Source organism: Streptomyces dioscori, from assembly GCF_003024195.1.
GTDB lineage: Bacteria > Actinomycetota > Actinomycetes > Streptomycetales > Streptomycetaceae > Streptomyces > Streptomyces dioscori.
Genome location: NZ_KZ679056.1, coordinates 90,362 through 112,426, shown reverse-complemented (window position 1 = coordinate 112,426; position 22,065 = coordinate 90,362). Strand labels below are relative to the sequence as shown.

Below are 22,065 nucleotides of genomic sequence, written 5' to 3'. Positions count from 1 at the left end.
GAAGCAGCATCCTGATGACTGTTCTGAGTACGTCCTCCGACGGATTCCGGCTCCATGGAGAGCCGTTCCGGATCATCTCCGGTGCGATGCACTACTTCCGCGTCCACCCCGACCAGTGGGCCGACCGGCTCCGCAAGGCCCGGCTGATGGGCCTCAACACGGTGGAGACGTATGTCCCCTGGAATCTTCACCAGCCCGAACCCGGCACGCTGGTCCTGGACGGCATCCTCGATCTGCCCCGCTATCTGCGGCTGGCCCAGGCCGAGGGTCTGCACGTTCTGCTGCGTCCGGGCCCGTACATCTGCGCCGAGTGGGACGGCGGCGGCCTGCCCTCCTGGCTCACCACGGACACCGACATCCGGCTGCGCACCAGCGACCCCCGTTTCACCGACGCGCTCGACCGCTATTTCGACCTCTTGCTGCCCCAGCTCGTGCCCCAACTGGCCGCGAACGGCGGGCCGGTGATCGCCGTGCAGGTGGAGAACGAGTACGGGGCGTACGGCGACGACCGCGCCTATCTGGAACACCTCGCCGAGTCCTTTCGCGCCCGGGGTGTGGACGAGTTTCTGTTCACCTGTGACCAGGCCGACCCGGCGCACCTCGCGGCCGGCAGCCTCCCCGGCGTCCTCACGACCGGCACCTTCGGCAGCAGGATCACCGAGTCGCTCGATCGGTTGCGGGCCCATCAGCCCGAAGGGCCGCTGATGTGCGCGGAGTTCTGGATCGGCTGGTTCGACCACTGGGGCGAACCGCACCACGTGCGTGACGCGGCCGACGCCGCCGCCGACCTCGACCGGCTCCTCACCGCGGGCGCCTCGGTCAACATCTACATGTTCCACGGCGGCACCAACTTCGGCTTCACGAACGGCGCCAACCACGACCACGCGTACGCGCCCATCGTGACCTCGTACGACTACGACGCGGCCCTAACCGAGTCCGGTGACCCGGGGCCCAAGTACCACGCCTTCCGCGAGGTCATCGCCCGTCACGCCCCGGTACCCGATGAGGCCGCCCCCGCACCGAGTCCCAAACTGCCCGTCACCGTGGTGGAGTTGGGCGAGCGTGCGCCGCTGCTCCCGCATGCGGGCGTCCTCGCCGAGCCGGTACGTGTCGACGCCGGTCCGGTGACCATGGAGGAGCTGGGACTGCGGGCCGGGTACGCCCTCTACCGCACCACGGTTCCCGTCTCCGGCGACGGTGTCCTGCACTTCGCGGGCGGGGTCGGCGACCGCGCGTAGGTCTTCGTGGACGGCGCCCCCGTCGGCGTACTGGAACGGGAACGGCACGAGGAAGCCCTGTCCGTGCGTGTGCCGCGGGCCGGTGCCACGCTGGACGTGCTCGTCGAGAACATGGGCGGGGTCAACTACGGGCCGCGTATCGGCGCACCCAAGGGACTGCTCGGCCCCGTCACCTTCGACGGCACCGCCCTGCACGGCTGGGACTGTCACCCCCTGGCCCTGGAGGGTGCGGGAGCGGTTCCCTTCGCTCCGGCCGCCGACTCGCCGTCCGACGCCGGGCCCGCCTTGCACCGCGGCACCTTCGAGGTCGGGACGCCCGCCGACACCTTCCTCTCCCTGCCCGGCTGGACCAAGGGCCAGGCCTGGATCAACGGCTTCCACCTCGGCCGTTACTGGAACCGCGGCCCGCAGCGCACGCTGTACGTGCCCGCGCCCGTCCTGCGCCCCGGCACCAACGACGTCGTCCTGCTGGAGTTGCAGGCCACGACCGAACCGCGCGTCCAGCTCACCGACACCCCCGACCTCGGCCCGGTGAACCCGTGATGCCGCCGCTTCGCCTGAAGGTGTCCACACCGGCCGCGCCACCCCTCACCGGCCACCTCCCCTTCTCCGACGCCCCCGGCGTCCCCGACCCGATCGAGGTCACCAGCCGTCACCTCACCCGCGGCGGGCGCCCCTGGTTCCCGGTCTCCGGCGAGTTCCACTACACCCGTTACCCGGCGGGGGAGTGGGAGGAGGAGCTGCTGAAGATGAAGGCGGGCGGGGTGACGGCCGTCGCCAGTTACGTCATCTGGATCCACCACGAGGAGGTCGAGGGCCGGATCCGCTTCGACGGCGACCGGGACCTGCGGCGCTTCGCCGGACTCTGCGCCCGCCACGGCCTGGACTTCGTCCCGCGCATCGGCCCCTGGTCGCACGCCGAGGTCCGCAACGGCGGCTTACCCGACTGGCTCCTGACCCGGGCCTGCACCCCGCGCACCGACGATCCCGCGTACCTGGCACCCGTACGCACCTGGTACGAGGCGATCGCGGCGCAGCTGAGCGGGCTCGACCGCGCACACGGCGGCCCGATCGTCGCGATCCAGATCGAGAACGAGCTGTACGACCAGCCCGGTCACCTGCTGACGCTGAAACGCATGGCCCAGGCGGCCGGCCTGAGCGCCCCGCTGTGGACGTCGACGGCGTGGGGAGGTGTCGAACTCCCGCCCGACGAACTGCTTCCGCTGTACGGCGGCTACCCCGAGACCTTCTGGACCGAGGCCGACGGCGGCTGGCCCGACACCTGCCGCACCCACTTCTTCTTCACCCACCAGCGCGACGACGAGGGCATCGGCGCCGACCTGCGCCCGACGACGGTACGCGGTACCGACCCGACGGCCACCGAGGAGCGATTCCCCTGGGCCACCTGCGAGTTGGGCGGTGGCATGGCGGTCTCGTACCACCGCCGCCCCCGGGTCGAGGCGGCCGACGTCGGCGCGCTCGGCCTCACGAAGATCGGCTGCGGCTCGGTGTGGCAGGGCTACTACATGTTCCACGGCGGTACGAATCCGGTGGGCGAGCGGACGACCCTCCAGGAGTCCCACGCGACGGGCTACCCCAACGACCTCCCCGTCCGCACGTACGACTTCCAGGCCCCGCTGGGCGAGTACGGCCAGTACCGCCCCTCGTACGACGAACTGCGCCTGCAACACCTGCTGTTGGCGGACTTCGGCCGGCTGATCGCGCCGATGGAATCCTTCCTCCCGGTACGGCGGCCGTCGGGGCAGGACGACCGGGACACCCTGCGCTGGGCGGTCCGGGCCTCGGCGGACTCCGGCTTCCTCTTCGTCAACAACCACCAGCCGCACGAGGAGCTGCCGGACCACCCGGACACCTCGTTCACGGTCGAGTTCCCGGCGGGCCCCGCACTCACCTTCCCGAGCACACCGGTCACGGTCCCGACAGGCGCGTACTTCTGCTGGCCGCTGCGCCTGGAGGTGGGGAGTCTGCGTCTGGACTGGGCCACCGCCCAGCCCGTCTGCACGATCGCCGACGACGACGGCCGCACGGTCCTGGTACTGGCGGCGACGGACGGCGTCCCGGTCGAACTGGCCCTGGATTCGCGTACGTTGCGGTCGGTCCGGGTGTCCTCCGGGCAGAGCGCCACACTCGACGACCGTGTCCTGGTCACGGGGTTGCGGCCCGGTACCGACGCCCTGGTCGAGGTGGACACGGCGGACGGCGACCGCGTCGGCCTCCTGGTCCTGGACGCGAAGACGGCCCGTACCGCCTACAAGGGTGTCGCCTGGGGAGCGGAACGGCTGGTGCTCGCCGACTCCGACTCCGGTAGCGGCGCCGGGGTCGGAGTCGTCTTCGACGAGCACGCGCGGGGCGGGCAGGGGGAGGTACGGGTGCACAGCCCGGCCGGTGAGACCTCGATCGCCGTGCTGCCCGCGCCGCGGCGGCCTCCGGCCGTGACGGGCGGGAGCGTGCGGGAGTCGCGGGACGGGGTGTTCACGCGCTACCACCTGACGGGGGACGGCTGGGACCCGCGGTTCGGGGCAGAGGGCGGGGGAGGGCGATCGCGCGTCGGAGAGGCTGAACCGGTGCGTGCCGCCGGACCGGCGCCCGAACCCGTGACGGGCGTGCAGGGCCGGGCGAGCGCCCCCGCCGACGAGCACTACGACACGACCGCCGCCGAGTACGCCGTCACCGTCCCCGACGGACTCCCGCTCACCGGAACCCTCCTGCGCGTCCGCTGGACCGGTGACGTGGCCCGCGCGTACGTGGGCGACAGGCTCGTGGCGGACCAGTTCCACTCGGGACGGGTCTGGGACATCGCCCTGGACCGGCTCCCGGCGTTCGCCCTCCGGGGGGAGGGACTGCGGCTGAGGGTGCTGCCGAGGGCGGCGGAGGCGCGGGTGTACGTGGCGGACGTGTCCGCAGAGGAGGCGGCCGCGGCGGCGGTCGGACGGATCGAGTGGGTGATGACCCGTAGGTGGGCGATCGGTGAGGCGGGGGAGGTGAGGGAGGCCGGGTAAGGCGGGTGGCCGGGTAGGGCGGGGCTGCCGCGCCGCCTTCCCGCCCGGCGGCCTATTCTGGGCCGACCGGGCGGGCTCCGCCCGACGGACGAACCCGCACCCCCGTCCCCGTACCTCGAAGGGCATCACCCGCCATGACCCCACGTGCCGGTGACGGCGACGGTGTGCCGCCCGGTCTCCCCAAGGGGCGCAGCCGGCGCAACTTCGCGGGCGCGCGGCCGGTGATGGACGACGTGGCGCGGCTGGCCGGCGTCTCCAAGCAGACCGTGTCGCGGGTCCTGAACGACAATCCGGCCGTCCGCCCCGAGACCCGCGAGGTGGTCCTGACCGCCATGCGCACCCTCGGCTACCGCCCGAGCCGCAGCGCACGCTCGCTGGCCAGCGGCCGGACCCGCATGCTGGGTGTGATCTCCTTCGACGCGGCCCTTTACGGCCCGGCCTCCATCCTGACCGCGATCAACAGCGCGGCCCAGGACGCGGGTTACCTGGTCAGCTCCATCGCGCTCGACACGGCGGACCGGGCCACCGTCGCACGGGCCGTGGACACCCTGTCGGCCGAGGGCGCGGACGGTGTGATCGCCATCGCCCCGCAGCGCTGGGTGGGCAAGGCGCTGGCGGAGGCGCGGCTCGACACCCCGCTGATGGTCCTGGAGAACGACCTCGGCAAGGACGCGTCGTTCGTGACGGCGGACAACTGGGCGGGCGCCCGCATGGTGACCGAGCACCTGCTGGACCTCGGCCACACGACGGTCCGGCACATCGCGGGCCCCACGGGCTGGCTGTCGGCCGACCGCAGGGTGGAGGCCTGGCGGGCCACGCTGAAGGCGTCGGGGGCCGTGGTCCACGAGCCCCTCGTCGGCGACTGGAGTGCCGACTCGGGGTACGAACTGGGCCGCGGACTGGCCGACGACCCGGACGTCACCGCGATCTTCGCCTCCAACGACCAGATGGCGCTCGGCGTCCTCCGCGCCCTGTACGAGTCGGGCCGCCGGGTGCCGGACGACGTGAGCGTGGTCGGTTACGACGACATCCCCGAGGCCGCGCACCTGCTTCCCCCGCTGACCACGGTCCGTACCGACTTCCCCGAGATCGGTACGCGTTCCCTGCGGCTGCTCCTGTCCCAGCTGGACGGGCCGCCGGAACCGGAACTCGGCCGGGTGGTGCCGGTCGAACTGATCGTGCGCAGAAGCACGGGCCCGGTACCGACCCGTTGAGCCATGCGGCCATGCGGCCATGCGGCCTTTGACCCTTTGCACGCTTACACGGGTCACGGACGAGGAAAATCTGTGTGGATCAGGTGAGTGGGCAGGCACTTCGGCGAGATAGAAAGGACACATGCCGGAGCACGAGACCCCTGTCGGAGCCACAGATGACGTCGATGTCACGGAAGACCTGGACGTCATGAACGACGTGGACGTAAGTGAAGCAGCGGCAGCGGCAGCGGAAGTCACGGCCGTCGGCAGCGCGGACGCCGCCGACGTGGGCGTCGACGACGACGTCGACGCGGTGACCCGGGCGGTGCTGACCGCGTCGCGCGTGCTGGTCGCGGTGTCGGCCCGTTCGCTCGCCGAGGTCGAGGAACGGGTGACCCTGCCGCAGGTCCGGATGCTGGTCGTGCTGTCCACGCGCGGCGCCACCAAGCTGGTCACGCTCGCCGAGCTGCTCCAGGTCGCGCCGTCCACGGCCATGCGCATGGTCGACCGGCTCATCACCGCCGGCCTCGCCGACCGGCAGACCAACCCCGGCAACCGCCGCGAGACCCTGCTCCGGCTCACGGAGGAGGGGCGGCGCACGGTCGAGGACGTCACGGCCCGCCGGCGCGCGGAGATCGCCACGATCGTGGAACGCCTCACTCCCGCCCAACGGACGGCGATAGTCGAGGCGTTGACCGCCTTCAACGAGGCGGGCGGCGAGCCACCGGTCCCGGACGTGGACGATGCGGAGGACGGGGTGCCGCACCCGCTGGGCTGGGTGGACCCGCCGACGTCCCACGACGGATAGCCCCCCGTCGCTCATCCCACGGCGGGGGTCGGAGTCGGAGTGGGCGTCGGTGAGGTCGTATTCACATCCAGCCCTTCCGGCCTGTTGAGGACGAGGACCGGTGAGCCGGGCTGCGGGGCGGGCGGGGTCAACTCGGCCTTGGGGAGCTTGGGCGGGGTGGTCTGCTGGAAGTTGACCTGGTCGTAGTTGACCAGGTCGGTCTTCTCCAACACCGTGATGTGGTCGAGGACGGTGTCGTTGGCCAAGTCGGCGAGTTCACGGACCATGGTGTTCTTGGTGTTGGCGCGGATCTTCGCGATGACGGGGAAGATCTGCCCGTGCGTGACGCGCATGATGTTCACGGCGGTCGTGTCGAACTGCTGCCCGGTGCTCCCGTCCACGGTGGCCACGAACTGCTGTTGCTGCGGGCTGGCCTGGTTGGGCAGGGTGATGCCCAGCTCGGGCGCGATCTTCCGGCACATCTCGTCGAGCCCGGAGTGCCCGGCGACGAGATGCTTCCCGGCCTCCTTCATGGCAGGGGTCGTCCCACGCTCCATGGCCATGAGCCCCAGAGGATGCTCCCAGAGCCCCGCGGCCCGCACCTTGACGACGAAATCCCGATCGGCCTCGGTCAGCGGCCCGTACCGGGTGTTGGCGATGATCCGGTCCTGGCTGGTCGTGGTGGTCTCGACCCCGACGAGAGCGGGATACGCGAGCGCAGCCAGCGTCACGCCCAGCCCGCCGATCACGAATACGGTCCCTGCGGTGCGCTGCGTGACACGCATACTGCCTCCTGAGCTGAACGACCCGGTCCACAGGAGGTACGTAAGAGAAGCACAAGGCAATCATTGCGCTGGGTAAATTTTGCACTCGGATGGATGTGGCCTCACCGGACGTCCGGGTACCGCCGGTCCTGCCGATGGTCGTGGCGTCGGTGTCCGACCTCGGTGGGCTCGCGGTCGGCGCGGACGACCGGAAGGCGCAAGGTGTCCTGGGCTCCTACGCGTTGGACCACGAGCTCGTGAAGCCGCCCATGGCACACCGCAATAGACTGGTGGTTACTTCGCGGGCTACCGGGCCGAAGTCGAGTGGCAAGAGACGATCTGCAAGTAGGTTCGCCGTGAGAGTGCTCCGTGAGAGTGCTCCGTGGGTGTGCCGTAGCAGCCGCCGTTCCCGTACTGATTGTCATCGCCCTGTTCTCTCTGCAGGCCTGCGAGGCCGAGAGCGAGATGCTCGATTCCGGGCAGGTCGTCGGAGTCTGGGAAGGCTCCGGCGGTGGACGGGTCCAGTTCCACGAGAACGGCCGGTTCGAGATGTCCGGAATTCCGCGGAACGCCGTCGCCCTTGGCTTCGTCGATCCCGCTCCGGGAGAGGAGAAGATCTCAGGAGAAGGGACCTGGGAGCTGGAGGGAGGGCGTGACCAGGGCGGCAGCATTGAGCTGCCCATCGACAAGGGTGGGTCCTTCTCGGATGACTCCGGGTCCGCGCTGCTGCAGATCCAGCGGGGCGGGGACGAGCCGGAGATGTACTTCGATACCGACCCGGACAAGGAATATGGCTACGAAGTGCGTCGTGCAGCGTCGTAGCTCTGCGAAGGGCAGTTCAATCCTCCTGATGGCCCGCCCGTTCTCCTGACGGGCGTGTTGGATTTCCTGTCCGGCGCCATGGCGGGGCGGATTCGGGTGATCCGGCAACGCGGGGGAGGAACACCCTGTGGTGTGTATCGCAGATAGCGCAGTGCGTAGACGCTGGGAGACAACAGAAAGAGCGGAAGTCAGTGAGACTGACTCCCGCTCTCTCATCTAGGCATCCGCCCAGCTCAGCGCTTGATTCAGGCTGGCTGTGTGGCGAGTGCCCCCGGCAGGATTCGAACCTGCGCACACGGCTCCGGAGGCCGTTGCTCTATCCCCTGAGCTACGGGGGCGTGTCGGCCGCTGTGGTTGCGGCGACGGGTTGAACACTACCAGCTCTCTCCGGGTGTTCATGAACGGATTTCGGGGGTGGGGGAGAGGGTGTCGGACGTTGCCCGGAGGGCGGTTGGATCTTGGGCCGGTGGACACGCCGGGATCCCCCTCACGGGGTGGAAGTAGGGAAAAGCCGGACGCGAACCCGCGCGCCGACCTACTCTCAAGTTGTGCCAGGCGCGTCGGGTCGGGTGCTTGTTGTGGACGACAACAAGGTCATCCGGCAACTGATCAGGGTCAACCTCGAACTGGAGGGTTTCGAGGTCGTGACCGCGGCTGACGGTGTCGAGTGCCTGGACGTCATCCACCAGGTGCGCCCCGATGTCGTCACCCTCGACGTGGTCATGCCCCGGCTCGACGGGCTGCGTACCGCCGCCCGGCTCCGGGCCGATCCGCGCACCCGTGACCTCCCCCTCGCCATCATCAGCGCCTGTACGCAGTACGAGGTCGAGAGCGGCCTCGACGTCGGGGTCGACGCCTTCCTCTCCAAGCCCTTCGAGCCCGCGGACCTGGTCCGGCTCGTACGCCAGTTGCGGGAGCGGCGGGAGCGGCGGGAGCGGCGGGAGACCGCCGACACCGGTGTCGGCGGGGCCTCGGGCAGTGGGGCCGGCGGTGGTGCCGGTTCGTCGTTCGACAGCGCGCAGAGTCTTTACGGGCCCGGCGGGCCCGAGCGCGCCGGCCGTGCCGGTAACTGAAGCGGCACGCGAAGAAGGCAGAAGAAGGCAGAAGAAGGCAGCAGTCCATATGCCGGACCCTTGCCCAAACCCATTGGCCTACCCACCCCCCTCCTCCCCTACGCTTGTCCCGTGACCCCCGTCGAGCTCTCCAGCACCGTACTGCGCGCCGTGCGCCGTGCCGTGGACGACGGTGAGCTGCTCGTGGCCGTGCCGGAGCGCGCGCAGGTCGTGCCGCCCGGGCCCGGCGGGAGTGGCGATTACGCCACCAATGTCGCCCTGCAGCTGGCCCGTCCCGCCGGCCGGCCGCCGAAGGAGGTCGCCGAGATCCTGCGGCCCCACCTGAGCGGCGCGGCGGGCGTCGCGCGCGTCGACATCACCGGGCCCGGGTTTCTCAACATCACCCTCAAGGGCCGGGAGGGCGCCCTCGTCGCCGAGATTCTGCGGCGGCGTGAGCGGTACGGGTACGTCGACGGGCCGACCGGGCAGGTCGTCCAGCTGCGTTACCCGCGCGAAGTGCGCGCCGCCGTCACCGGGCAGGTCCTCGCCCGGATCATGCGGTCCCAGGGCGTCCTTGTCCGTACCTCGTGCGAGACCGCGCTCGACCCCGCCTGGGCCGGGCCCCTCGGCGTCACGGTCGACGCCCACGGCCCGCCGCCCGAAGCCCCCGAGCCGGAGCCGGAGGCCGCGGGCGCGCCCCTCGAAGTCGATCTCCTCCCCGTGCCCGCCGGCCAGGACCCCACCCCCCTCGGCCGTGACGCAGGCCGCTGGGCGCTGCTTCATCCCGCGTCCCACGACCACCCCCGCATCACCGACGAGCACCTCGTCCAGCGGGAGGGCAACCCCCTCTTCCGCGTCCGGTACGCGTACGCCCGCGCGACGGCCCTCAGCCGCAACGCCGCGGCCCTCGGATTCACCGCCGTTCCCGGGGACCACATCAGTGGGCCCAGTCCCCTCCTCGACGCCCTCGACAGCTATCCCCACGTCCTCGCCGCCGCAGCGCGCCACCGCGCGCCCGACCGGGTCGCGCGGCATCTCGTCACCGTCGCCGACGCGCTGCTCGCCTTCCAGCACGCCGTGCTTCCGCTGGGGGACGAGAAACCCTCGGCCGCCCACCGTTCCCGGCTCGCGCTCGCCAAAGCTGCCGGGACGGTGCTGGCCGGCGGCCTGTCCCTGCTCGGCATCGACGCACCGACCCATCTCTGACCATCTCTGAGCTGAGCTGAACAGACCTGAGCGGAATAGACCTGATCCGATCCGATGCGATCTGATTGATTTGATCCCGTCTGATGTGCAGCGAACTGCGAAGCGAACAGAGATCTTCTAGGAAGCCCAAAAGACATGAGCCGATCCGCACACCCCGCCGGGCCCCGTCACGCCGATGTCCTGCCCGAGGGGCACTACACCGCCCCGGCGGCCGACCTCAACGTCCTCGACCCCAAGGTCTGGGCGCAGACCGTGACGCGTACCGCGAGCGGTTCGGTCAGCGTCGGCGGGATCGACGTGGCGACGCTCGCCGAGGAGTTCGGCACGCCCGCCTACTTCGTCGACGAGACCGACTTCCGGGCGCGGGCGCGCGCCTGGCGCACCGCCTTCGGCCACGACGCCGACGTGTTCTACGCCGGGAAGGCGTTCCTCTCGCGTGCCGTCGTGCGCTGGCTGGACGAGGAGGGGCTCAATCTCGACGTGTGTTCCGGGGGTGAGCTGACCACCGCACTGTCCGCCGGGATGCCAGCCGAGCGCATCGCCTTCCACGGCAACAACAAGTCCGTGGAGGAGATCACCAAGGCCATCGAGGTCGGCGTCGGACGTATCGTCCTCGACTCCTTCCAGGAGATCGTGCGCGTCGCGCACATCGCGCAGAGCCTCGGCAAGCGGCAGCGCGTGCAGATCCGTGTCACCGTCGGCGTCGAGGCCCACACGCACGAGTTCATCGCCACCGCGCACGAGGACCAGAAGTTCGGGATCGCCCTCGCGGACGGACAGGCCGCCGAGGCCGTCCGGCGTGCGCTCACCCTCGACGGGCTCGAACTGATCGGCATCCACTCCCACATCGGGTCGCAGATCTTCGACATGGCCGGGTTCGAGGTGGCCGCCCGCCGTGTCGTGTCGCTACTCGCCCAGGTCCGTGACGAGCACGGGGTCGAACTGCCCGAGATCGACCTCGGCGGCGGCCTCGGCATCGCCTACACCAGCGACGACGACCCCCGCGAGCCGCACGAGATCGCCAAGGCGCTCGGCGAGATCGTGACGCGCGAGTGCGAGGCCGCGAAGCTGCGGACCCCCCGGATCTCCGTCGAACCCGGGCGCGCCATCGTCGGGCCGACCGCCTTCACCCTGTACGAGGTCGGCACCGTCAAGCCCCTCGAAGGACTGCGTACGTACGTCTCCGTCGACGGCGGCATGTCCGACAACATCCGTACGGCGCTGTACGACGCCGAGTACAGCGTCGCCCTCGTCTCCCGTACGAGCGATGCCGAGCCCATGCTCGTCCGTGTGGTCGGCAAGCACTGCGAGAGCGGGGACATCGTCGTGAAGGACGCCTTCCTGCCGTCCGACCTCGCGCCCGGCGACCTCATCGCGGTGCCGGCCACCGGCGCGTACTGCCGCTCGATGGCGAGCAACTACAACCACGCCCTGCGTCCGCCCGTCGTCGCGGTCCGCGACGGCGAGGCCAGGGTCATCGTCCGCCGCGAGACCGAGGAGGATCTACTTCGTCTCGATGTCGGCTGACATGAACGGACGAGCCAGGGCGGAAGATCTCCTGTTTTCCGGCCTCGCGTAAATGAAATCGACATCTCACGATCCGGACGAAGGGTAGAAACCCCCGTCCGGTGAGTGAGACTGGTCCCACCGTGACGGTATGAGGAAACGAGGTCGGATGATGCGTACGCGTCCGCTGAAGGTGGCGCTGCTGGGCTGTGGGGTAGTCGGCTCAGAGGTGGCGCGCATCATGACGACGCACGCCGACGACCTCGCCGCGCGCATCGGGGCCCCCGTCGAGCTGGCCGGTGTGGCCGTGCGCCGGCCCTCCAAGGTGCGTGCGGGCATCGACCCCGCCCTGATCACCACCGACGCGACCGCCCTGGTCAAACGGGGTGACATCGACGTGGTCGTCGAGGTCATCGGCGGGATCGAACCGGCCCGCACCCTCATCACCACCGCCTTCGAGCACGGCGCGTCCGTGGTCTCCGCCAACAAGGCGCTCCTCGCGCAGGACGGCGCCGCGCTGCACGCGGCGGCCGACGACCACGACGCGGACCTCTATTACGAGGCCGCCGTCGCCGGTGCCATCCCGCTGATCCGGCCGCTGCGCGAGTCCCTCGCCGGCGACAAGGTCAACCGCGTGCTGGGCATCGTCAACGGCACCACCAACTTCATCCTCGACAAGATGGACTCGACGGGCGCCGGCTACCAGGAGGCCCTGGACGAGGCCACCGCCCTCGGGTACGCGGAAGCCGACCCCACCGCCGACGTCGAGGGCTTCGACGCCGCCGCCAAGGCCGCCATCCTCGCCGGGATCGCCTTCCACACGCGCGTACGCCTCGACGACGTGTACCGCGAGGGCATGATCGAGGTCACCGCCGCCGACTTCGCCTCCGCGAAGGCGATGGGCTGCACCATCAAGCTGCTCGCCATCTGTGAGCGGGCCGCCGACGGGGGGTCCGTGACCGCGCGTGTGCACCCGGCCATGATTCCGCTGACCCATCCGCTGGCCTCCGTGCGCGGCGCGTACAACGCCGTGTTCGTCGAGTCCGACGCCGCCGGGCAGCTCATGTTCTACGGGCCGGGCGCCGGTGGCGCGCCGACCGCGTCCGCCGTCCTCGGGGACCTCGTCGCCGTCTGTCGCAACAAGCTCAGCGGCGCGACGGGGCCCGGCGACTCGGCGTACACCCAGCTGCCGGTGTCGCCGATGGGCGAGGTCGTGACCCGCTACCACATCAGCCTCGATGTGGCCGACAAACCGGGCGTTCTCGCCCAGGTGGCGACCGTGTTCGCCGAACACGGAGTGTCGATCGATACGGTTCGCCAGCAGGGGCGGCAGGACGGAGGCGGCGATGCCTCCCTCGTGGTCGTCACCCATCGCGCGACCGACGCGTCCCTGACGGGGACCGTGGAGGCGCTGCGCAACCTCGACACCGTGCGTGGTGTCGCCAGCATCATGCGGGTTGAAGGAGAGTAACGAGCAATGACCCACCAGTGGCGCGGAATCATCGAGGAGTACCGGGACCGGCTGCCGGTGTCCGACACCACGCAGGTCGTCTCGCTGCGTGAGGGCGGTACGCCGCTCGTGCCCGCGCAGGTGCTCTCCGAGCGCACGGGCTGCGAGGTCCACCTCAAGGTCGAGGGTGCGAACCCCACCGGGTCCTTCAAGGACCGCGGTATGACCATGGCCATCACCCGGGCCAAGGAGGAAGGCGCGAAGGCCGTCATCTGTGCCTCCACGGGCAACACGTCTGCCTCCGCGGCCGCCTACGCCGTACGCGCCGGGATGGTCTGTGCCGTCCTCGTGCCGCAGGGCAAGATCGCGCTCGGCAAGATGGGCCAGGCCCTCGTGCACGGCGCGAAGATCCTCCAGGTCGACGGCAACTTCGACGACTGCCTCACCCTGGCGCGCAACCTCTCCGACAACTACCCGGTGGCGCTGGTCAATTCGGTGAACCCGGTGCGTATCGAGGGGCAGAAGACCGCGGCCTTCGAGATCGTGGACATGCTCGGCGACGCCCCCGACATCCACGTCCTTCCGGTGGGCAACGCGGGCAACATCACCGCGTACTGGAAGGGGTACACCGAGTACGCCGCCGACAAGATCGCCGCACGGACGCCGCGCATGTGGGGCTTCCAGGCCTCCGGGTCCGCGCCCATCGTGCGCGGCGAGATCGTCAAGGACCCCTCGACGATCGCCACCGCGATCCGCATCGGCAACCCGGCCTCGTGGCAGTACGCGCTCGCCGCGCGGGACGAGTCCGGCGGCTTCATCGACGAGGTGACGGACCGTGAGATCCTGCGCGCCTACCGGCTGTTGGCCGCGCAGGAGGGTGTTTTCGTCGAGCCGGCCTCGGCGGCTTCCGTCGCCGGTCTGCTCAAGGCGGCCGAGCAGGGCAAGGTCGACCCGGGGCAGCGCATCGTCTGCACGGTGACCGGAAACGGCCTCAAGGACCCCGACTGGGCCGTCGCGGGCGCCCCGCAGCCCGTCACGGTCCCGGTCGACGCCGCGACGGCAGCCGAGCGGCTCGGGCTCGCGTAGTCCGGGTGGCCGGGGCGGCCCGGGTGAGCTGAGTCGTCCGGGCCGTCCGCACCCGGGTCGGACCACCTGACCGGGGGTGCACGAGGGGCATACGACACGCATCGTGCGCCTCCTGTGCGCCCTATGTCGCCACTGAACCTTCCTTCGATAAGCTGTACCGAACCCGCCCGCCGCATATGCCGCGGTGCCGCGCCGCCCCTGCGGCCTCCGGGTCTTCCGCATTCTCCGTACGTCTCGCAGGATTTCGAAAATCTCGCAGCTCAAGCTCAAGGAGAGTCATCGAGCGATGGCCGGTCCAGCGTTCCGCGCCGCCGCCGTCCGGGTGCGCGTCCCCGCCACCAGTGCCAACCTCGGCCCGGGCTTCGACGCCCTCGGCCTGTCACTGGGGCTGTACGACGACGTGGTCGTCCGCGTGGCCGATTCCGGCCTGCACATCGACATCGCGGGTGAGGGCAGCGAGACGCTGCCGCGCGACGAGCGCCACCTGCTCGTACGGTCCCTGCGCACCGCCTTCGACCTGCTGGGCGGTCAGCCCCGCGGTCTTGAGATCGTGTGCGCCAACCGCATCCCGCACGGCCGGGGCCTCGGCTCCTCGTCCGCCGCGATCTGCGCCGGCATCGTCGCCGCACGCGCGGTGACCATAGGCGGCGACAGCAAGCTCGACGACACCGCGCTCCTTGAGCTCGCCACCGAGATCGAGGGTCACCCCGACAACGTCGCGGCCTGTCTGCTCGGCGGATTCACCTTGTCCTGGCTGGAGAACGGGGCGGCGCGCGCCATCAGGATGGAACCCGCCGATTCCATCGTTCCGGTGGTTTTCGTACCCGGCAAGGCCGTCCTGACGGAGACCGCCCGCGGACTCCTTCCACGTACCGTCCCGCATGTCGACGCCGCTACCAACGCGGGCCGCGCCGCACTGCTCGTCGAGGCCCTCACCAGGCGCCCCGAGCTGCTGCTGCCCGCCACCGAGGACCGACTGCACCAGGAGTACCGCGCGCCGGCCATGCCGGAGAGCGCCGCGCTGGTGGAGCGGCTGCGGGCGGACGGCATTCCCGCGGTCATCTCGGGTGCCGGGCCCACCGTGCTCGCGCTCGCCGACGAGGCCGCGGCCGACAAGGTCGCACAACTGGCGGGAGAGGGCTGGGCGGCCAACCGGCTGGGCCTCGACGCCACCGGGGCGAGCGTGCTGCCGCTTGCTCCGTGACACTCGGTTGCCGGATTTCGAGAGGGGGAATGTTTGTTGGATCCGGTAGTGTTAACCTCAAGTCTGCACCCGACCCCACCATGGCGAGGTGCTTCACGTCCCCGTCCGGGACAATCATTCTTCCGGGAGCCCCCCAAATCGCTTTGTGCCATGCATTGGGTGCTAGGCGCTGAGCGGTGCTGAGTACGCTCCGGAACCGGCGTGACCGAGCCGATGGACACAGAACCTCAAGTCCGCGGCCCCGGGAAACGTCATCCCAGAAATTCCCTCCGCCTTTTGGCGGACCACCGCCCCGGCACGGTCCACACATGACGGACCACTGTCGGACAGCACAACCGGTCGCCGAGCCAGACAGGCCGACGTCCGCTCCAGGGAAGGACCCTTCGTGAGCGACACCACCGATCTGATGGGCGCACGTGTCGAGGAGACCGCTGCCGCGCCCGCCACGGACGCCTCCGCGCCTGCCACCGGTGCCGGCTCCCGTCGGCGCCGCGGTACCGGCCTTGAGGGCATGGTGCTGGCCGAGCTGCAGCAGGTCGCATCCGGCCTCGGCATCAGGGGCACCGCGCGGATGCGCAAGAGCCAGCTGATCGAGGTCATCAAGGAGGCGCAGGGCGGCGGCGGGGGTGCTTCGGCCAAGACCGCGTCCGCCGCCGGGGACGCCACCGAGACGAAGCCCAAGCGCCGGGCCACCTCGAAGGCTCGTACGGGGGACGAGGCCGTCTCTCCCGCCGAGAAGAAGGCGGAGGCCAAGGCCGAGAAGGCCGTGGCTCAGCAGCAGATCGAGATCCCCGGCCAGCCGGCCGGCGGCCCCGCGCGGGCGAGCGAGGGCGGCGAGCGCGGTGGGGACGACGCTCCGGCCGAGCGCCGCCGGCGTCGCGCCACCGCCGAGGCGGGCAGCCCCGAGACGATCACCGCCGAGGCGAAGACCGAGGTCAGGACCGAGGAGTCCGCGCAGTCCCAGGGCGAGGCCAAGGGCGACGGCTCGGACGGCGGGAACGACGGCCGTCAGGGCCGCCGCGACCGTCGCGACCGCGCCGACCGTGGCGACCGCGGTGAGCGCGGCGACCGTGACCGTGGGGGCCGCGACCGCGACCGCCGTGGCGGCAAGGGCGACGAGCAGCAGGGCGGCCAGGGCAATCAGGGCGGCCAGGGCGGTCAGGGCCAGGGCGGCGGCAACCAGCAGCGCCAGGACCGGCAGGACCGTCAGCAGGGCGGCGGCCGTCAGGACCGCCAGGACCGGCAGCGCGACAACGGCCCGCAGGACGACGACGACTTCGAGGGTGGCCGTCGTGGCCGCCGCGGTCGTTACCGCGACCGCCGTGGCCGCCGTGGCCGCGACGAGTTCGGCCCGAACGAGCCGCAGGTCGCCGACGACGACGTCCTGATCCCCGTCGCGGGCATCCTGGACATCCTCGACAACTACGCGTTCATCCGTACGTCGGGCTACCTCCCCGGTCCGAACGACGTGTACGTCTCCCTCGCCCAGGTCCGCAAGAACGGTCTGCGCAAGGGTGACCACGTCACCGGCGCCGTCCGGCAGCCCAAGGACGGCGAGCGCCGCGAGAAGTTCAACGCGCTCGTCCGACTGGACTCGCAGAACGGCATGGCGCCCGAATCGGGGCGCGGACGCCCGGAGTTCAACAAGCTGACGCCGCTGTACCCGCAAGACCGGCTCCGTCTGGAGACCGACCCGGGTGTGCTGACGACCCGCATCATCGACCTCGTCGCGCCCATCGGAAAGGGCCAGCGCGGTCTGATCGTGGCCCCGCCGAAGACCGGCAAGACCATGATCCTGCAGGCGATCGCCAACGCGATCACCGTCAACAACCCCGAGTGCCACCTGATGGTCGTCCTGGTCGACGAGCGTCCGGAAGAGGTCACGGACATGCAGCGGTCGGTGAAGGGCGAGGTCATCTCCTCGACCTTCGACCGTCCCGCCGAGGACCACACCACGGTCGCCGAGCTCGCCATCGAGCGTGCCAAGCGGCTGGTGGAGCTGGGCCACGACGTCGTCGTGCTGCTCGACTCGATCACGCGTCTGGGCCGTGCGTACAACCTCGCCGCCCCGGCCTCCGGCCGCATCCTGTCCGGTGGTGTCGACTCGACCGCGCTGTACCCGCCGAAGCGCTTCTTCGGTGCCGCGCGCAACATCGAGGACGGCGGCTCGCTGACGATCCTGGCCACCGCGCTGGTCGACACCGGCTCGCGCATGGACGAGGTCATCTTCGAGGAGTTCAAGGGCACGGGCAACGCGGAGCTGAAGCTCGACCGCAAGCTCGCCGACAAGCGCATCTTCCCGGCGGTGGACGTCGACGCGTCCGGTACGCGTAAGGAAGAGATCCTGCTCGGCAGCGACGAGCTCGCCATCACCTGGAAGCTGCGTCGCGTGCTGCACGCGCTCGACCAGCAGCAGGCGATCGAGCTGCTGCTCGACAAGATGAAGCAGACGAAGTCGAACGCCGAGTTCCTGCTGCAGATCCAGAAGACGACGCCGATGCCGGGCAACGGCAACGACTAGGGTCTCGGCCGGCGCAGCCGGTACCGCGGAGGGCCGTCCCCGTCACCTCGGGGGCGGCCCTCCGCGTCGTCCCCGCCGTTGCCCTCGCGGGGGCGGTACGGGAGACCTTCGCCACAGATGTGAAGGTCGCCACGGTGACGCGGAAGCAGGGCGTCCGCCCTCGTAAGCGCAGGTGAGCCGCCGACGGCCCACACCGCCGGTCACCCGTTGTGTCCGTGTTCGCACAGTACGGTCACAAAGCGCTGTGCAACCCTTTTTTCGGTTTCACCGTCTGAACAGACGGGTCCTGACAGCGACGTCACGGCACATGACCACGCCTGACCCTGACCGCAGGGGGTAACAGAGCCGACCAGCGAGAACCGAGGAGCACATGTCCGCCGAGAGCACACCCGAACCCGGCCGTCGCCGTAAACCGCGGAGCACGCGTCACAAGGCGCTCGTCATCGCGGCCTGGTCCGCTGCGGGTGTCTTCGTTCTGGGCGGTACGGGTCTGGGGTACGTGTACTTCAACCTGAACGACAACATCAAGAGCGTCGACATCGACCAGGCACTCGGCACCGACCGGCCCCTGGACGTCGACAACGGCTCGCAGGACATCCTCGTACTCGGCTCCGACACCCGTTCCGGCAGCAACAAGGACCTGGGCGGGGGCACCGACGACGGCAGCGCACGCTCGGACACCGCGATGGTCGTGCACGTCTACGAGGGCCACAAGAAGGCCAGCGTGGTCTCCATACCGCGCGACACGCTCGTGCCCCGTCCCGCGTGCACCGACAGCGAGGGCGTGGAGCACGACGCCGCGTCCCTCGCGATGTTCAACTCGGCGTACTCCACCGGTGGCGCCGCCTGCGCGGTCAAGACCGTCGAGTCGATGACCGGTATCCGCATGGACCACTACGTCGAGGTCGACTTCAGCGGCTTCCAGAAGCTCATCGACGAACTCGGCGGTGTCGAGGTCACCACGACCAAGGACATCACCGACAAGGAGAGCCACCTCGACCTCAAGGCCGGCACACACCGGCTGACCGGCGAGCAGTCGCTCGGCCTGGTGCGCACCCGGCACGGGGTGGGCGACGGCTCCGACCTCGGCCGGATCCAGCTCCAGCAGGCGTTCGTCAAGGCGCTGGTCGAGCAGGTCAAGGACGTCGGCGTACTGACCAGCCCGAAGAAGCTGTACGACCTCGCCGACACCGCGACGAAGACGGTGACCACCGACTCCGACCTGGCCTCGGTCAAGGACCTGGCGTCCTTCGCCAACGGGCTCAAGGGCATCAGCTCGTCGAAGATGAACATGGTCACGCTGCCGGTCCAGTACGACCCGGCGGACGGCAACCGCGTCCTGGTCGAGAAGGACAAGGCCGCGCAGGTCTGGGCCGCGCTGAAGAACGACCGCGCGATCCCGAAGTCGGCGACGGAGGGCACGGCGACCGGCGACGCCAAGGGCGTCGTCCAGTAATCGATCGTGCCCCGCCCCGGCCCCGCAAGGGGCGCGGGGAACTGCGCGCCCGGCCATGACGGTCCCGCACCCGCCCACGGCGCCACCCCGGCACCCCGTGCCGCGCCCTGTCGGGCGGCACCAGCCACCCCCTCCAGGGGCCCCGGGGAATACCCCCGGCCATCCCCCGGTTTGGGGAGATGGCACCAGTCCTGGCAGACTGGACAGTCGGCCCCGGTTCACGCCCCCGCAATCCGCGGCAGCGACCCGGCGCCCTCCCGAAACTAGGAGACACCTTGAAGCGCGACATCCACCCCGAGTACGTCGAGACGCAGGTCAGCTGCACCTGTGGCGCGTCGTTCACCACCCGCAGCACGATCTCCAGCGGCACCGTCCGCGCCGAGGTCTGCTCCGAGTGCCACCCGTTCTACACGGGCAAGCAGAAGATCCTCGACACCGGTGGCCGCGTGGCCCGCTTCGAGGCCCGCTTCGGCAAGGCCAAGGCCGCGGCCGACACCAAGTAGCGAGCTCACAGCGCCGGTCTTCGGTGCCTCCGTCCGGGGGCGCTGGGACCGGCGCTTTGCGGTGCAGCCCCCGTCCCTCGCTCTCGAACGCGATCGAGCAGATCGATCGAGCAGTTCGATCTGGCAGTTCGATCGAGCAGGGAACCCCCGTACGAACCCCCATGCCGTACCTACGTCCCCGAGCCCGTGATGGCGGCGGGGGCAGTCCATTGGAGCCGGAGATGTTCGAGGCGGTCGAGGAACTCATCGGCGAGCACGCCGATCTTGAGAAGAAGCTCGCTGACCCGTCGGTCCACGCCGACCAGGCCAACGCGCGCAAGCTCAACAAGCGCTACGCCGAGCTGACCCCGATCATCGCGACGTACCGCTCCTGGAAGCGATCCGGGGACGACATCGAGACGGCGAAGGAGTTCGCCGCGGACGACCCCGACTTCGCCGCCGAGGTCAAGGACCTGGAGAAGCAGCGCGAGGAACTCACCGAGAAGCTCCGCCTGCTCCTCGTCCCGCGCGACCCCAGCGACGACAAGGACGTCATCCTGGAGATCAAGGCGGGCGCGGGCGGCGACGAGTCGGCCCTGTTCGCCGGCGACCTGCTGCGCATGTACCTGCGGTACGCGGAGCGCGTCGGCTGGAAGACCGAGATCATCGACTCCACCGAGTCCGAGCTGGGCGGCTACAAGGACGTCCAGGTCGCCGTGAAGACCAAGGGCGGCAACGGCGCCACCGAGCCCGGCCAGGGCGTGTGGGCGCGGATGAAGTACGAGGGCGGGGTGCACCGCGTGCAGCGGGTGCCCTCGACCGAGTCGCAGGGCCGTATCCACACCTCCGCCGCCGGTGTGCTGGTCACGCCCGAGGCCGAGGAGGTCGACGTCGAGATCCACGCGAACGACCTGCGGATCGACGTCTACCGCTCCTCCGGGCCCGGCGGCCAGTCCGTCAACACCACCGACTCCGCCGTGCGCATCACGCACATTCCCACCGGAGTCGTCGCCTCCTGCCAGAACGAGAAGAGCCAGCTGCAGAACAAGGAGCAGGCGATGCGTATCCTGCGCTCCAGGCTCCTCGCCGCGGCCCAGGAGGAGGCGGAGCGCAACGCGGCGGACGTGCGCCGCAGCCAGGTGCGCACCGTGGACCGCTCCGAGAAGATCCGTACGTACAACTTCCCGGAGAACCGCATCTCGGACCACCGCGTCGGCTTCAAGGCGTACAACTTGGACCAGGTCCTCGACGGCGACCTCGACGCGATGATCCAGGCCTGCGTGGACGCCGACTCGGCGGCCAAGCTCGCCGCGGCCTAGGACGCGTACCCGCACGGCCGCAGTGGACAGTCGCAGTACACATCCGCACGACGGACAACAGCTCAGCCCGGAGGACGCGTGAACCTGCTGCTCGCGGAAGTGGCCCAGGCCACCCAGCGGCTGGCCGACGCCGGCGTGCCCTCGCCGCGCAACGACGCCGAGGAGCTCGCCGCGTTCGTGCACGGTGTGAAGCGCGGCGAGCTGCACACCGTCAAGGACACGGACTTCGACGCCCGGTACTGGGAGGTGATCGCGCGCCGCGAGGCCCGCGAACCGCTCCAGCACATCACCGGTCTTGCCTACTTCCGCTATCTGGAACTCCAGGTCGGGCTGGGCGTGTTCGTGCCCCGGCCCGAGACCGAGTCCGTGGTCGGCTGGGCCATAGACGCCGTCCGCGCGATGGACGTCGTGGAGCCGCTGATCGTGGACCTGTGCACCGGTTCGGGCGCCATCGCGCTCGCCCTCGCACAGGAGGTCCCGCGCTCGCGCGTGCACGCCGTGGAGCTGTCCGAGGACGCCCTGCGGTGGACCCGCAAGAACGTCGAGGGGTCCAGGGTCGACCTGCGCCAGGGCAACGCCCTGGACGCCTTCCCGGACCTCGACGGCCAGGTCGACCTCGTCATCACCAACCCGCCGTACATCCCGCTCACGGAATGGGAGTACGTCGCTCCGGAGGCCCGGGACTACGATCCCGAACTCTCCCTGTTCTCGGGGGAGGACGGCCTCGACCTGATCCGCGGTCTGGAGCGCACCGCGCACCGGCTGCTGCGGCCCGGCGGTGTCGTCGTCGTCGAACACGCCGACACCCAGGGCGGACAGGTGCCGTGGATCTTCACCGAGGAGCGGGGCTGGGCCGACGCGGCCGACCACCCGGACCTCAACAACCGGCCGCGGTTCGCGACCGCCCGCAGGGCGACGCCATGACCACGGCGATGTCCCCTGTGGACGACGTGGAAACC

At 70.3% G+C, this 22,065-nt stretch carries 16 protein-coding genes, 1 tRNA gene and 1 pseudogene; 16 read left to right on the top strand and 2 right to left on the bottom strand.

Going from position 1 to position 22,065, the window contains the following annotated elements:
• Positions 1-14 precede the first annotated feature (14 nt).
• The 4 genes and pseudogenes from C6Y14_RS37180 (at position 15) to C6Y14_RS37165 (ending at position 6,259) form a co-directional block, all read left to right on the top strand.
• Positions 15-1,781, top strand: a pseudogene (locus C6Y14_RS37180) (glycoside hydrolase family 35 protein).
• Positions 1,781-4,258, top strand: a complete 2,478-nt coding sequence (locus C6Y14_RS37175) for a beta-galactosidase (RefSeq protein WP_199854997.1) — start codon at positions 1,781-1,783, stop codon at positions 4,256-4,258. Before C6Y14_RS37180 ends, C6Y14_RS37175 begins: the two are co-directional and overlap by 1 nt.
• Positions 4,259-4,392: 134 nt before the next feature.
• Positions 4,393-5,472 carry a LacI family DNA-binding transcriptional regulator gene (locus tag C6Y14_RS37170; RefSeq protein ID WP_107021315.1) on the top strand — a complete coding sequence of 360 codons (1,080 nt, stop codon included), beginning with the start codon at positions 4,393-4,395 and terminating at the stop codon, positions 5,470-5,472.
• A 265-nt stretch (positions 5,473-5,737) separates the two neighbouring features.
• Positions 5,738-6,259: a MarR family winged helix-turn-helix transcriptional regulator gene (locus tag C6Y14_RS37165; RefSeq protein ID WP_225891477.1), complete on the top strand. Its 522-nt coding sequence runs from the start codon at positions 5,738-5,740 to the stop codon at positions 6,257-6,259.
• An 11-nt stretch (positions 6,260-6,270) separates the two neighbouring features.
• On the opposite strand, the gene C6Y14_RS37160 is transcribed toward C6Y14_RS37165, so the two are convergent.
• On the bottom strand, positions 6,271-7,023 hold the full coding sequence (locus C6Y14_RS37160) for a DUF4142 domain-containing protein (RefSeq protein WP_107021314.1): 753 nt from the start codon (positions 7,021-7,023) through the stop codon (positions 6,271-6,273).
• A 348-nt stretch (positions 7,024-7,371) separates the two neighbouring features.
• Between C6Y14_RS37160 and C6Y14_RS37155 the strand changes: the two genes are divergently transcribed.
• Positions 7,372-7,824, top strand: a complete 453-nt coding sequence (locus C6Y14_RS37155) for a hypothetical protein (protein ID WP_159074386.1) — start codon at positions 7,372-7,374, stop codon at positions 7,822-7,824.
• A 266-nt stretch (positions 7,825-8,090) separates the two neighbouring features.
• On the opposite strand, the gene C6Y14_RS37150 is transcribed toward C6Y14_RS37155, so the two are convergent.
• Positions 8,091-8,162, bottom strand: a tRNA-Arg gene (locus C6Y14_RS37150).
• 231 nt (positions 8,163-8,393) lie between these two features.
• Between C6Y14_RS37150 and C6Y14_RS37145 the strand changes: the two genes are divergently transcribed.
• The 11 genes from C6Y14_RS37145 to prmC all read left to right on the top strand — a co-directional run bounded on the left by C6Y14_RS37145 (position 8,394) and on the right by prmC (position 22,030).
• Positions 8,394-8,897 carry a response regulator gene (locus C6Y14_RS37145; RefSeq protein ID WP_225891476.1) on the top strand — a complete coding sequence of 168 codons (504 nt, stop codon included), beginning with the start codon at positions 8,394-8,396 and terminating at the stop codon, positions 8,895-8,897.
• A gap of 111 nt (positions 8,898-9,008) precedes the next feature.
• Positions 9,009-10,082 carry an ArgS-related anticodon-binding protein NrtL gene (gene nrtL / locus C6Y14_RS37140; RefSeq protein ID WP_107021311.1) on the top strand — a complete coding sequence of 358 codons (1,074 nt, stop codon included), beginning with the start codon at positions 9,009-9,011 and terminating at the stop codon, positions 10,080-10,082.
• A gap of 135 nt (positions 10,083-10,217) precedes the next feature.
• A complete protein-coding gene (gene lysA / locus C6Y14_RS37135; RefSeq protein WP_107021310.1) occupies positions 10,218-11,609 on the top strand; it encodes a diaminopimelate decarboxylase in 1,392 nt (463 codons plus the stop codon).
• Between the two features lie 151 nt (positions 11,610-11,760).
• Positions 11,761-13,059, top strand: a complete 1,299-nt coding sequence (locus C6Y14_RS37130) for a homoserine dehydrogenase (RefSeq protein ID WP_107021421.1) — start codon at positions 11,761-11,763, stop codon at positions 13,057-13,059.
• 6 nt (positions 13,060-13,065) lie between these two features.
• On the top strand, positions 13,066-14,124 hold the full coding sequence (gene thrC, locus C6Y14_RS37125; protein ID WP_107021309.1) for a threonine synthase: 1,059 nt from the start codon (positions 13,066-13,068) through the stop codon (positions 14,122-14,124).
• Between the two features lie 286 nt (positions 14,125-14,410).
• Complete coding sequence (gene thrB / locus C6Y14_RS37120) at positions 14,411-15,328, top strand: homoserine kinase (RefSeq protein WP_107021308.1); 918 nt, start codon at positions 14,411-14,413, stop codon at positions 15,326-15,328.
• A 385-nt stretch (positions 15,329-15,713) separates the two neighbouring features.
• Positions 15,714-17,849: a transcription termination factor Rho gene (gene rho, locus C6Y14_RS37115; RefSeq protein WP_107021307.1), complete on the top strand. Its 2,136-nt coding sequence runs from the start codon at positions 15,714-15,716 to the stop codon at positions 17,847-17,849.
• A gap of 370 nt (positions 17,850-18,219) precedes the next feature.
• The gene (locus C6Y14_RS37110; protein WP_107021306.1) at positions 18,220-19,305 is read left to right on the top strand and encodes an LCP family protein; all 1,086 of its coding nucleotides are present in this window, start codon (positions 18,220-18,222) and stop codon (positions 19,303-19,305) included.
• 275 nt (positions 19,306-19,580) lie between these two features.
• Complete coding sequence (gene rpmE / locus C6Y14_RS37105) at positions 19,581-19,808, top strand: 50S ribosomal protein L31 (protein ID WP_055510606.1); 228 nt, start codon at positions 19,581-19,583, stop codon at positions 19,806-19,808.
• Between the two features lie 221 nt (positions 19,809-20,029).
• Entirely contained in the window at positions 20,030-21,106 is a 1,077-nt protein-coding gene (gene prfA / locus C6Y14_RS37100; protein ID WP_107021305.1) for a peptide chain release factor 1, read from the top strand.
• A gap of 78 nt (positions 21,107-21,184) precedes the next feature.
• A complete protein-coding gene (prmC, locus tag C6Y14_RS37095; RefSeq protein ID WP_107021304.1) occupies positions 21,185-22,030 on the top strand; it encodes a peptide chain release factor N(5)-glutamine methyltransferase in 846 nt (281 codons plus the stop codon).
• Positions 22,031-22,065 lie beyond the last annotated feature (35 nt).